We start from the raw sequence: 12,983 nt of genomic DNA on the forward strand, positions 1-12,983 counted from the left end.
TGTCAAACCTCTGTTTCCCGAATATTGAGAAAGTCGTCATTTGATTTGTCTGTTTTTTTCAACTTTCTCACATATCGGGATACTCCCGTTCTCTCTATTAGAAAGTCTGGTCATAATAACGTCATGAAAGATAACATATAAATATAGGAGGGACTTACATGCTGACATCCTGGAAAAAGTACTTATCAATCGCTTCATTGATGACTCTGTTCTTCACAGCAATACCTTTAACCGCCTTCGCGGAAGGTGAAACCGCTGTTGTAGATACCGGGGATACGACCTGGATTATCGTCGCAACCGTACTCGTCATGTTTATGTTCATGCCGGGACTTGCTTTGTTCTATGGAGGACTCGTTGGCCAGCGGAATTTCCTCTCTACCGTCATGCATAGCTTGAGCGCATTTGTTATCGTTACGCTTGTCTGGGTGCTATGGGGCTATAGCTTCGCGTTTGGCCCCGGAGTTTCTGGCATGTTTGGAGGATTCGAGTTTATCGGCTTCCAACATGTCGGCATGGAGGCCAAGGATGGCCTGACGATTCCACATTTAATCTTCGCCATGTATCAGGGTATGTTCGCGGCCATAACAACCGCCTTAATCTCCGGCGGTGTAGCCGAGAGGATTAAGTTTAACGTATGGGTCATATTCGCCGTTCTGTGGGTTACCTTTGTATATGCTCCAATGGCGTTCTGGGCTTGGGGCGGCGGCTGGCTCTCGAAGCTTGGCGGACTTGACTTCGCCGGCGGAACGGTCGTTCACATTTTATCCGGTGTAAGCGCGCTGGTTGCCGCTCTGGTTGTAGGCAAACGTCGTTCCTTCCCTAACCGGACTCTTCCTCCCCACAATCTTATTTTCTTTATGATCGGGGCGATGTGCCTCTGGTTCGGCTGGTTTGGCTTTAATGCGGGCAGCGCCCTTGCTTCAGGCGGTTTAGCAAGCCTTGCCGTTGTTACAACGCAGGTTGCTGCCGCGGCAGGAGGTGTACTATGGATGATTATGGAATGGAGACTGAGAGGAAAAGCAACAATGGTGGGCGGTGTAACCGGCGTCATTGCCGGACTTGTGGCTATTACACCGGCAGCGGGCTTCGTGTCGGTGCTCTCGGCTATACCAATCGGCGCTCTTGCAAGCGTCATTTGCTACTGGGGCCTTCATGTTGTCAAAGCCAAGCTGCAATACGATGATTCCCTTGATGTATTCGGCATTCACGGGATTGGCGGGATTTGGGGAGCTATTGCGACCGGTATATTCGCCAGTACCAAGGTTAACCCTGCCGGCGCAGACGGACTTATCCACGGCAATGCCAAGCAGGTCCTTATTCAATGCGTTGATGTGCTAGTTGCGATTGGCCTTGCGGCTGTTGGTACTTTCGTCATCTTGAAGGCAATCTCATTATTCACAACCCTGCGGGTGACGGAAGAGCAGGAATTAACCGGGCTTGATCTCAGTCTTCACGGGGAGAACGCCTATAACACCTTTGAAGCGATGAACAGCGGCATTCCCGTCAGACCACAAGTGGAGTATCAGCCTGCCGGCACCGTGTTGACCGCGAGTACCGAGATGAAAGGAGTGTAACCATGAAGCTGCTGACCATTATTATTCGTCCCGAGAAATTAAGCAGCGTGACAGCCGCCCTTCACACCATCGGAATCAGTGGAATGACCATCAGCGACGTCCGCGGCCAAGGCATCCAGAAAGGAACACGGACCTTATACCGCGGAGTGGAGTATCAGACGGATTTCATATTAAAAAATAAAATCGAAACTGTCGTTAGCGACGACCTCTATGATGAAGCGGTAGAAGCCGTTATCGAGGCGGCAAGGACAGGCGCCATTGGCGACGGCAAAATATTCGTCACGGAAATTGCCGACGTGATCCGGATTCGGACCGGCGAACATGGCCGGGCTGCGCTAGGACAATAAGAAAACCTCTGCGGTAAACAGAAGAACCCTCCCGTCTATGAAGACTGGAGGGTTCTCTATTAAGTAGCTTTTACAGGCGATAGAGCTGCCTGATCCAGCACTTGATGCAAAATATGGAATGACGCAGCGACGCGATGCATATTGCGGCGAATCTCTTCAGCGGATTGAATATAAGGCGCATCAACCAGCTCGCTTGCCCAACGCGTTACCATTTGCTCCATGCACGCAGGCGTAGTCTCGAGATGGAACTGCAGGGCTAGCACATCATCTCCATACGAGAAAGCTTGATGACCGCAAGCTTCCGAGGTTGCAAGGAGGCTTGCGCCTTCAGGCAGGTCGAACGTATCGCCATGCCATTGGAACGAGTGGAACTCAGCCGGCATTTCTTTCAGCCAAGGATGTTCTTCACCACTGCGCTCAATGCGGTGCCAACCGATTTCTTTAAGCGTATGCCGATAAACTTTTGCGCCAAGAATCTCCGCAAGCATTTGAGCACCTAGGCAGATTCCTAATATTTTAATTCCGCGGTCCATCGCGGATTTTACGAACCTTTTCTCATCCGCAAGCCAAGGGTATCGTTCTTCTTGATAGACGCTCATTGGCCCGCCAAGAATAAGCAGCAGCTCCGTTGTATCCAGCCACTTGTTATCCAATTCCACAGCAGGGTCAACAACCGTTAGCTGATGCCCGCCCCATTGCGCCCACTCCGAAAAAGCGCTTATGTCGTCAAAGTCAAAATGCCGAAACGCCAGTATGTTCATCCCAATTCCCTCCAGTGTGAAGCGTGTCTGTTGTCTATAGTCTTATTGTAGAGCTGAATTCGGGAAGACTCGACTCGTTTTTCTCACATAGTGGGAAACGAAAGGATTTAATTCAGTTAAGATATGGTTAACTAATGGCAAGCGGACTGCTCTGCACCGCCTTCAGCCACTCGGAGGCCATCAAATAATGGCCTGCAGCCGTTGGATGCACGCCGTCAAACAGCCAATAATCAGGCTCTGCTTTTTCCGCCGCTTGGTCAAAAGTCTGCTGAAAAGGTACAAATACCGCATGATATTCTTCCGCTAATTGCTTCACAACCTCGCTCTGCCGCTCTACTCTCTCGCGCCAGCCGCTCCAATCCCGGGCAGTTACGCCTGTCCGAAGCACAAACGGTTCGCAAAGAACAAGGCCGGTATCCGGCAATACTTCCTTTGTCTCTTCCAGTAGAACGCGGTACGCACGTTCGAATCGGTCAGTCGCGCCGCTAGGCAGCTTGTCCATGATGCGCCATGTATCGTTGACCCCGATCAGGATACTAAGAACATCCGGCCGGAGCGCGATTGCATCTTCATTCCAGCGCGCATACAGATCGGATACCCGGTTCCCGCTAATCCCCCGGTTAATGAATTGATGTCCGGCCTCCGCTTGCTCGTTGCCCAGCCGACCGGCAATATGATACGCATACCCTTGCCCAAGCAGTTGACCTGCATACCCTTCACGAGAACGTCCGCAATCCGTGATGGAATCCCCTTGAAACAAAATCACTTTCCCCATTCTAAACTTCCCCTCTGCATATGAAGTAAAGCAAACGCTTCCTCTCCCATTTTATAGAAGACTACGTTCTTCTGTAAATCATGGAAGCGGCAACAAGACCAACGCAGAATCCGGAAACAGGCGCAACAGCCAAAATACTGATAGGCGGCAGTCCGCTGGCATTTAATTTCAATCCCGTAAGCAGCACCGCCCATAAGAACACAACCATCCAATACAGCCATTTTTGATAGGAAGGCACGGTAAGAATATCTTCATTCTTCGGATTGCTTTGATACAGCTTGATAAGAACCGTTAGCGTTATGATTAGCAGTCCCAGCAGGGAAAAGCTGTACTGCAGTATTTTAAATAAAGGCAGATTCAGAAACACAATCCGGTTCAAAACATCCCAATGATGGACAAAGTAACCTCTCTCGTGCGTAAACCCGTCAACAAGAATATGCGTATAGAACCCGATGATTACGGAAAGCAAATAGACAACCATAGCCTTTGAGCCCCTCATATCCCATCCGCTGATCAGATGATAAGCACGTTTATCCAGATCAAATAACGATGGAAGATGGAGAGCAAGCGAGGATTTGACCACATAATGAAACAACAAGCCAAGCACAAGGCTAAGCGGAATAACTTGCAGGAATAAGCCCGCTGCCGTATGCCCGATAGACTGATAAGGCTCCAGTCGCACAAAATATTCCATGTCCGGCCCCATGCTGCCCAGCACCAGACCTGTAACGCTCAATAATTTTCGGTTTATTTTTTTTAAAGGATAAGCAAATATCGGATGAGCTAACGTATAAGGCATCCTTCGAGCTCCAATCTATACTTTATTTCTAAAGGTTATAGACGAACGGGACAGCAAAAGGTTACAGGATTTTCAAAAATTTGAAAAAGACTGGTCATTCATAAAAGTTTAATGTATATTTATACACTATAATGAATTAATATTCTTAAATTGGAGGTTGCTAAGAAGGATGAATTACACCGTATTTGTGGATGGTCAAGAAGGGACAACCGGCCTCAAGCTGCTTGATTATTTGTCCCGTTTTTCATCGATTGAAGTTCTTAAAATTAACCCCGAAAAAAGAAAGGATCCTAGGGAACGGGAAAAGCTCTTAAATGAAGCGGATCTCGCTTTCCTCTGTCTTCCCGATTCGGCTGCCAAAGAATCCGTTTCGCTTATCAAAAATGAAAAGACGAAAATAATAAACGCAAGTTCATTGTTCAGAACGGACAAAAACTGGATATACGGGTTGCCGGAATTAAAACACCAGCGGGAACGGATACAATATTCATCGAGAATATCTGTGCCAGGCTGCCATGCCACCGGCTTTATCCTCTCCGTTAGTCCCTTAATAGAATCCGGTGTCCTTCAGAAGGACTATCCCGTTTCCTGTTATTCAATCTCGGGGTATACGGGGGCCGGAAAAAGCGGAATTGACGAATACGAGCATGCAGACTCAGCATCCATCAATAAGCTCAACGTTCCAAGGCCTTATTCTTTGCTGCATAAACATAAGCATTTACCAGAAATGGCCATGTTCTCAGGACTTGACTATGAGCCGTTGTTCACGCCTATCAAAGCGAATTATCCCCAAGGGCTGGCAATGACCGTTCCGCTAATAGGAAGAAGTATGGTTAAAAAAGCATCCGCAAAAACAGTGCATGAAATATTGGCCGCGTATTACGAGTCGGAGCGATTTGTTCAGGTCATACCCTACGATTCGGAAGCCTATTTGGAAGACGGTCATTTTCTGATTGACGAATGCAAGAACACGAACCGGCTGGAAATTTTCGTTTTCGGACAGGACGATCATATTACGATTGTTTCGAGATACGATAATTTAGGCAAGGGAGCTTCGGGTGCCGCTATTCAAAATATGAATTTGATGCTGGGATTTGACGAAGCATCCGCTCTAGTTCTCTAACAAAAAGAAAGGGGGTGTCCCATATGTCATGAACATGACGATGGGACACCCCCTTTTCCGTACCAATACAACCTTCGGGAAGCATTTTCATTAATAGTGAGGCTAGACTCGCTGTTAGTGAGGCTTTCCACGCTGAAACCTGCCTCGGCGAGGCATTTGTGCGCAAATAGTGGGGATAGCCTCATAGTTAGTGAGGATCAACGTGCGCATTAGGCGGAGATACTCACTATTTGGTGCTTGGTGCTGCATCGAGCACCACTTTACGGCGGAAAAGCTCACTATTAGTGAGCTTTTCCGCTACGAACCTACCTCGGGCGGGCATTTGTGCGTAATAGTGAGGATCGCCTCATAGTTAGTGAGGATCAACGTGCGCATTAGGCGGAGATTCTCACTATTTCGTACTTGGACCTGCTTCAAGCACCACTTTACGGCTGAATGCCTCACTATTAGTGAGCTTTTCCGCTCCGAACCTACCTCGGGCGGGCATTTGTGCGCAAATAGTGGGGATAGCCTTATAGTTAGTGAGGAGCAACGTGCGCATTAGGCGGAGATTCTCACTATTTCGTGCTTGGTGCTGCATCGAGCACCATTTTACGGCGGAATAGGGGGTGTCCCATAAGTCATGTAAATGACGATGGGACACCCCCTTTGTTTGTATTTGGGCTAAACAGCAGCCTGCGCATTAAATGTTCTTCCGATCGCCATTGCTCAGGGATTCCTTTGAATCAACGAGGTAGGGTTGGCATCCCTTCACAAAAACGAACGCTAACGCTTCTCCAGAATCATTTAATGCTCCGTCTGCCCTTCACCTGTTCAAGAAATGCTCAAACAAAAAGAAGCCATCCCTTGTTAAACTGGAGGTACCACCCAACCAATTTAAGTAAAGAGAGGCTTCTTTATGTACAAAGAATATACCATGGATCAACTGTCCTTGCCAATGGACTTGCAAGAAGATATCCCCGAAAATCATCTCGTACGCGTCATCAACGATGCGGTCAATCGCTTAGATATGAAGCTCTTTACCAAAGCTTATCCCGGAGGTGGCCGGGACAGCTACCACCCCAAAATGCTCATGAAAGTCGTTATCTATGCGTACACACAGCGCATCTACTCCTCTCGCCAAATCGCCAAAGCGGTACGCGAAAACATCATGTTTATGTGGTTAGCCGCTAGACAACGCCCAGATTTCCGCACCATTAACCGTTTCCGCTCTGAGCGGATGAAAGATGTGCTAGAGACCGTCTTCACGGCTGTTCTTCAGTTTCTGAAGGAAGAGAACTTCATCAAGCTGGAGCACTACTTCTTGGATGGAACGAAAATCGAGGCGAATGCCAATCGTTACACGTTTGTCTGGGGTAAAGCTGTCGTCAAACAGAAGATGAAGCTGCAAGAGAAAGTGCAGGCTTTGTTCGCTGCCATTGAAGAGGCAGAGAAACAGGAAGATCAGGCGCTGAATAACGTGGACCTTCCTGAGCTCGGAGAGGCTTCCGCTATCACGAGCGAAAAGCTGGAGCAAGCGGTTCAGCGACTAGAAAACAAACTTCAAGAAAAACCGAAGGACAAACCGTTAAAGAAAACTGTGCGCCTTGTTCGGAAAGATCTTCTTCCTCGCCTGCAAAAATATGAAGGGCAGCAAGAAACACTCGGTAGCCGAAACAGCTTCAGCAAAACCGACACCGATGCGACGTTCATGCGCATAAAGGAAGACCACATGCGCAATGGTCAGTTGAAGCCGGGATATAACGTGCAGATTGGAACGGAAGATCAATTTATTCTCAGTTACAGTATTCATCAACGTCCAACGGATACGCGTTGTCTCAAGCCACACCTGGATAAAGTGAAAGCCTCACTTGGTCAATTGCCGGGAACCATCATCACAGATGCAGGTTATGGCAGCGAAGAAAATTATGCTTACCTAGAATCTGAAGAACAACGAGCACTTGTAAAATACAATACTTATCCCAAAGAAAACACCAAAGCATGGAAGCAAGATATAAGCAAGTTCGAGAACTGGTTGTATGACGAGAATGAAGATTCATGGACATGTGCAGCAGGACAGAAACTGCTATTTCGCTATGAAAGCAAAAGCTTAACCGAGAGCGGATACGAGATCGTTACTCGCAACTATCGCAGTATTTCCTGCGAGGGCTGTCCGCTAAAGGACAGGTGTACAAAGGCACAAGGAGATCGAGAAATAAAAGTTAGCATGGAATATCTTCGAGTCAAGCAGCAGGCGAGAGCGCAACTAAAGAGCGAGGATGGACATGCCTTGTCAGTTCGACGGATGCATGAACCGGAAAGTGTGTTTGGCCAAATAAAGAATAACCGGGGATTCCGCAGATTTCTGCTTCGAGGCTTGCCGAAAGTTAGCCTGGAGGTCGGGTGGCTTTCGCTTGCCCATAACTTGCTGAAGAAAGCAGCAAGAGCAAAAATATCGCTGCAAGGGTAACCCCCAGCAGCGATATTTTCATCTATGCGAGCCATCTTTACAGTGAGCGATCACCTTTTGAGACAGCTCCTTTATTTTTTATTAACCTTGAACCGTTGAAATCAATCTGTACAGGATTGTTGCTGCTTCCGCTCGCGTTGCTGTTTTGTCCGGGTAATAGTAGCCTTCCGGCGTCCCTTTAATCAGTCCGGATTTCAGCGATTGTTCCACCGCGTCAGCTGCCCAGGCTGCGATTTCGCTGCCATCCTTCAAGGCTGCAAGCTGATCTGCGCCGGCTGCTTGCGACTTGCCAGCAAAGGCAAGGACATTAGCCGCGGTTACGGCAAGCTGCTGTCTTGTAATTTTGTCATTAGGACGGAACGTTCCATCCGTAAAGCCTTGAATGATACCCGCTTCTGTCGCCGCCGCTACCGCGTCAGCATACCAGGCATTTGCGGTTACATCCTTAAAGTTGCTTGCCGGGTTGCCTGCTGTCAAACCAAGAGCTCGGGTCAGCATCGCTACCCACTCTGCACGGGTCAACTGCTGCTCAGGAGCAAATCGATCGGCGGTTTCACCGTTCAGAATTAAGCTCGATGCAAGAGCGCTAATCTCTTTTTCAGCCCAATGTCCTTTTGTATCGGCAAACGATTCGTTTATTGCCAATACCGCGTAGACACTGTTATGATTCGTGCGGATAACCGCGGTTACGTTACCGTTTGCATCGGTTACAAAGGTTGTTGGCACAGGAGTTACAGAACCGTCCGAGCCGATAACAACAGCTGCGGTTGGCTTCAAGGCAGGTTTGCCAAGCGGAATCTTACGGGTTACGTACTGCTTGCCAAAGTTCTTAACTTCTTGCCAATTCGAATTGCTGCCTGCCCATACGCTAAATTGAACGGGAGCACCAATCAAGGAACCGTTTTGCTGTTGCAGTGCCAGCTCGCCTGCATGCTTAACCGCATCGGACACCGCACTGATTGCTACGCGAATCTGTTGTCCGTTTGTTACGGAGCTGTTTAGCAAAGCCTGCAAAGGAAGCTCATACGTTCCCAGACCGGATTTGACCGTGAGTTTCAAAGACTTGTTGTTCTTCAAAAGCTCGGCAAGCGTAGAGACAGTGAATTCTGTCTGCAGATTGCTTTGCCCTTTCAGATCAGTCAAATCGATTGTAATGGAATCCGCTTTGCCGCCTTGAGCCGCGCTTGCCAGAGTAGCTGCATCCACTTTTACAACAGACGCCGACTCTCCGTTAGGAGCTGATTCCGTTATTGCCGTAAACCCTGCGATCGTAGATCCGGTTCCCGATGTCGTGACGACAGGACCGGTTGTTGCGCCTCCTCCAGTGGGTGGAGTTGTTGTTGAGCTGCCGCTTGCAACGGTTACGGTTGCTGTTGCCGTGAAGCCTCCGTCTTCCGTTGTAACGGTTATTTCAGCCGTACCTGTTCCTTTTGCCGCTACCACGCCATCCGTTACCGTTGCAACCGAAGAATTGCTGCTGCTCCAGTACAGGTTATGGTTCTCCGCGTTTTCCGGTTGAATCGTTGCTGTGAGCGTGCCCGTCTTGATGTTGGTCAGATCGAGAGCAAGCTCAGCTTTATCAAGCGTTACGCCTGTTACGCCGACGGTAGCTTCCGGATAACGGTAGACTTCGAAATCGTCGATAGCCGCCCAGTTGCCCGCTTTTGCATCCGAGAAGACGCCGATTTGCAGCTTGCCGTTTGTCACTTCAATACGGTCCATCGCAAACGGAGTGTAGACGCTGCCGCTTGCGCCTCTCATGTCTTTCGTAAGCTGAGGCGCGTTCTCGCCGTAGCCCGATACCTCGAGCTGGAACTTGTTTTGTCCTCCGCCCGTTCTTACCCACACTTGAACCTTATAGACGCCGTTTGGAACGGTTAGCGCCTGATAGTTCGATTGCTGGTAAGCCGAACCGGACCAATGAGTCATTTTATATTTGCCGCGCGGGTTATCATTGTCGATAGACGAAGCATTCGACTGCGTACCCGGATGCCATTCCTGCCATGGAGCAAGGGTTGCTTTGCCATTGCTGTCGGTTGTTTCGAAATCGAGATTGTTGCTTGGGAAAGGTACAAGAACGCTTGCCACCGTAGGCGTCTCGGTGACTGCATTGCTAGCCGCCGATTCGTTGCCTGCTTGGTCTACCGCTTTCACCGTGAAGGTATAACGCGTGCCGGCCTTCAGGTTGGTCACCGTATAGACGGATGACGGAGCAGGATCAACCGATGCCCGTTTAAAGCCGTTAACATAAATGTTGTACTTCAGGAAATCGGTCTCGACGTTTGGCTCCCAAGCCAATTTAACCTGTTCGATTCCCGGCTCCGCTGTCAGGCCAACCGGTGCCGACGGCGCCACGGAATCCGAGCCTGCCGCTGTTGTTGCGTTTACGGAAGTGCTTGCCGCAGATTCGCCGTTTGCGTTAAACGCCGTAACGCGGTAGGAATAAGCCGTACTGCCGCGAAGCCCTTGGTCTGCATAACCTGTCGCATCTCCTGCAGCCAATCCGATTAGACGGTAATCCGGATATACCCCGTTTGCCGAAGTTTCCGAATCCGCGGTAGAGCGGTAAATTTTATAACCGTCTGCATCTGCGTTTGCCGTCCAAGACAGTTCGATTGTGTGACCGCCAGAGAGCTCGGCGCCGATTCCTTGAGGTGTCCCCGGAGCATTAGTTCCTTGAGCTGCTGCAGGAGCTTTTGCAATTACCGGAATCAATTCCACATCGTCAAACGCAGCCCATTCGCCGCCTTTATTGAGGGAATGAATACCCAGCTCCACTTGTCCGTTTGTCACTTGAATTTCAGGAATGACGATTTGCGTCCACGATCCTACATAAGCCGTTGTTGCCGCAGCAACGCTCTGATCGGCGCCGCCGTATTTTTTCGCTTCCAGGCTTACGTTCGTATCGCCGCCCTTTTGATACCAGACGGAAGCTTTATACGTACCGTTAGGAACTTTCACCGTGCGGTATGTGGTCTGTTCATATGGCGTGCTGCCGCCCAAATAATGCGTAAGCTTAAAAGAGCCGCTTCTCGGATTATCCCTGTCCGCCTTTTGAGCGGTTGCTTGACCTTCAGGCGTCCAGCCATTCCATCCGGCAAGGCCGCCTTCTTCAAAGCTGCCGCCGATGCTCAAATAGTTATAGCTGCTTTGCACAAAATCATAGGAGAACTGGAACCAGTTCACATTCACTTTGCCGCGGAATACGACATACAATTTGTGTTTGCCGGTTACGGCTTCCGCTTGAGCCGCTTTGGTAATCCATGCACCGTTTGCATCCGTAAGATCCACGCCGCCGATATACGCACCGTCCGGACGGTCGAGACGGAACTCGATGCCGCCGTCGCCTTGCGATTGCGCTCTCACCTTTACGCTTGCCGTGCCATTCAGGAATTCAACGTTATCAAATGCGATGTAGCTGCCATCCGCCGTTGCGACGACAGATTTGCCGCCGCCGGCGTCCGTGGTCACTGCCGTTGTTACGCCGTTCATTTCACTGTAATCCTCAGCCTGCAGGGCAGCATAAGGGCTGATTGCAGCCGCGCTGTCCTGTGTTCCGCTCCATACAAAGCTGGCTACGGCGCCGGCAGGAAGCGTATACGCGAAGCTTTTGGATCCCCAGCGTACTTTGAAGTCCTTCGGCTGCTTCGACGAGTTTAGGGCTACCAGTACCTTGGAGCCGTCCTTATTGACGAACGCCACATCCTCGATGCTGCCGGCGCCAAATGTGTTGGACTTGATCCGCTGTGCTCCCGGCAGAACAAATTTGCTGGCCTGGCCAAAAGAATAGAACTCTTCATTGTATTTGACTTCATCCGTGCCGCTGTTGACCGTTACGATACCGCGGCAGTCCGAACAGCCGCCTACATACGGGCCATGATTCTCGTCAAGCGCAATGTTCCATTTGAGCGATGTGCGCGCCCAGTTGCGGGTAGCCCCAATGATGAGATTTTGAGTATCCCACTGCACGTTGCCGGCAAAATCAGGCGCGAATTCACCGCCGGAGCTTTCCGTGAAATAAATATCTTTGTCAGAATGCTGGTCATGAACAAGCGATTGCGCGGTGACATTGCCCGAATAGCCGTGGAAGGCAGAACCGGCAATGTATTTCTTCGCATCCGGGTCGTTCAGAACCTCGATCGGGTAGTCCGGCTCACTCCAGTTATGATCCCAGACAATAATTTTGGTATCGATCTTAGCATTCTCAAACGCTGGTCCCAGATAATCCTTCACGAACTTCGCTTGATCTACTGGTTCCATTCTCATCCCCGGGTAATCGGCCGGTTCGAAATGCGGTTCGTTTTGAAGCGTAATAGCGTCAATAGGAACTCCTTCCGCTTCATAAGCTTCAATAAATTTGACGAAGTATTGCGCGTAAACCCCGTAATATTCCTCTTTCAGCTTTCCTTTAACCGATGAGTCCGTTGTTTTCATCCAGCCCGGCGCACTCCAAGGCGTACCCATAATTTTCAGATCCGGGTTAATTTGCAGCGCTTGCTTAAGGAAGGGAATAATGTATGCGCTGTCATGAGCAACCGAGAAATGCTCCAGATCCGGATCCGTCTCTCCCTTAGGCATATCATCATAAGTATAAATACTGGTTGCAAAATCGCTCGTGCCCATCGGCAGACGCATATAACTGAAGCCAACGCCGTCGCCGTCGCGGCCGAACAGCTTGTTCATCAAAGCGTCTTTCGCCTGTTTATCCATTTGAGAAATAACATACGCCGAAGAATCCGTTAAAGCTCCTCCGAATCCGTCAATCGTCTGATACTTCGTATTCTCGTCTACGTCAATAGTCAGCTCTGCCGGCGCGCCGTTCGTTTCGAACGCGACATCCGGCTGCTTGGTGATCAGATTGCTCTTGTCACCGGTTGTCATCCATACATTAACCGGAACACCGGCAGCTGCCGATACCGCCGGCAGCGCAATGCCGGTAAAGCTCGAGACAACAAGACCGGCGACCAGGGTCTGCGCGGCCATCCGTTTCCACATCCTTGCTCCCATGCTTCAAGCCCCTCTCAAGAAAGTTTTTCTGCAATGTTGAGTACTGTTGTTTCTAATAGCCGTCTTATAAATAAGCCTTGTTGCACCTCCCCGTTCCTCTAATTGATCCCCGTGATGTATGTCTTGTTGCTTTCCTGAATTGGATAAT

8 protein-coding genes are annotated in these 12,983 nt (G+C 49.7%); 4 read left to right on the top strand and 4 right to left on the bottom strand.

The features are described 5' to 3' along the window. The first annotated feature begins 158 nt into the window (after positions 1-158). Positions 159-1,574, top strand: a complete 1,416-nt coding sequence (locus tag PJDR2_RS17880; RefSeq protein ID WP_015845122.1) for an ammonium transporter — start codon at positions 159-161, stop codon at positions 1,572-1,574. 2 nt (positions 1,575-1,576) lie between these two features. Beyond that, complete coding sequence (locus tag PJDR2_RS17885; RefSeq protein ID WP_015845123.1) at positions 1,577-1,921, top strand: P-II family nitrogen regulator; 345 nt, start codon at positions 1,577-1,579, stop codon at positions 1,919-1,921. Positions 1,922-1,980: 59 nt separating this feature from the next. Here PJDR2_RS17885 and PJDR2_RS17890 read toward each other — a convergent pair whose 3' ends face one another. The 3 genes from PJDR2_RS17890 to PJDR2_RS17900 all read right to left on the bottom strand — a co-directional run bounded on the left by PJDR2_RS17890 (position 1,981) and on the right by PJDR2_RS17900 (position 4,256). Further along, positions 1,981-2,682 (bottom strand): GMP synthase, encoded by a 702-nt coding sequence (locus PJDR2_RS17890; protein WP_015845124.1) that lies wholly within the window; start codon positions 2,680-2,682, stop codon positions 1,981-1,983. Between the two features lie 127 nt (positions 2,683-2,809). Continuing rightward, positions 2,810-3,457, bottom strand: coding sequence for an SGNH/GDSL hydrolase family protein (locus PJDR2_RS17895; RefSeq protein WP_015845125.1), 648 nt, complete (start codon positions 3,455-3,457; stop codon positions 2,810-2,812). 61 nt (positions 3,458-3,518) lie between these two features. Further along, positions 3,519-4,256 carry a DUF4184 family protein gene (locus tag PJDR2_RS17900; protein ID WP_015845126.1) on the bottom strand — a complete coding sequence of 246 codons (738 nt, stop codon included), beginning with the start codon at positions 4,254-4,256 and terminating at the stop codon, positions 3,519-3,521. A 169-nt stretch (positions 4,257-4,425) separates the two neighbouring features. Here PJDR2_RS17900 and argC point away from each other — a divergent pair, with 169 nt between their 5' ends. Together argC and PJDR2_RS17910 are read left to right on the top strand one after the other, a co-directional pair. After that, positions 4,426-5,379, top strand: a complete 954-nt coding sequence (gene argC, locus PJDR2_RS17905) for an N-acetyl-gamma-glutamyl-phosphate reductase (RefSeq protein ID WP_015845127.1) — start codon at positions 4,426-4,428, stop codon at positions 5,377-5,379. 898 nt (positions 5,380-6,277) lie between these two features. After that, positions 6,278-7,828, top strand: coding sequence for an IS1182 family transposase (locus tag PJDR2_RS17910; RefSeq protein ID WP_015845128.1), 1,551 nt, complete (start codon positions 6,278-6,280; stop codon positions 7,826-7,828). Positions 7,829-7,909: 81 nt separating this feature from the next. Here PJDR2_RS17910 and PJDR2_RS17915 read toward each other — a convergent pair whose 3' ends face one another. After that, on the bottom strand, positions 7,910-12,835 hold the full coding sequence (locus PJDR2_RS17915) for an S-layer homology domain-containing protein (protein WP_265525058.1): 4,926 nt from the start codon (positions 12,833-12,835) through the stop codon (positions 7,910-7,912). Positions 12,836-12,983: the final 148 nt, after the last annotated feature.

Source organism: Paenibacillus sp. JDR-2 (assembly GCF_000023585.1).
GTDB lineage: Bacteria > Bacillota > Bacilli > Paenibacillales > Paenibacillaceae > Pristimantibacillus.

Coding starts and splice junctions, on each gene's coding strand:
- PJDR2_RS17880 (WP_015845122.1), top strand. CDS start 159: ATGCTGACATCCTGGAAAAAGTACTTATCAATCGCTTCATTGATGACT.
- PJDR2_RS17885 (WP_015845123.1), top strand. CDS start 1,577: ATGAAGCTGCTGACCATTATTATTCGTCCCGAGAAATTAAGCAGCGTG.
- PJDR2_RS17890 (WP_015845124.1), bottom strand. CDS start 2,682: ATGAACATACTGGCGTTTCGGCATTTTGACTTTGACGACATAAGCGCT.
- PJDR2_RS17895 (WP_015845125.1), bottom strand. CDS start 3,457: ATGGGGAAAGTGATTTTGTTTCAAGGGGATTCCATCACGGATTGCGGA.
- PJDR2_RS17900 (WP_015845126.1), bottom strand. CDS start 4,256: ATGCCTTATACGTTAGCTCATCCGATATTTGCTTATCCTTTAAAAAAA.
- argC (WP_015845127.1), top strand. CDS start 4,426: ATGAATTACACCGTATTTGTGGATGGTCAAGAAGGGACAACCGGCCTC.
- PJDR2_RS17910 (WP_015845128.1), top strand. CDS start 6,278: ATGTACAAAGAATATACCATGGATCAACTGTCCTTGCCAATGGACTTG.
- PJDR2_RS17915 (WP_265525058.1), bottom strand. CDS start 12,835: ATGGGAGCAAGGATGTGGAAACGGATGGCCGCGCAGACCCTGGTCGCC.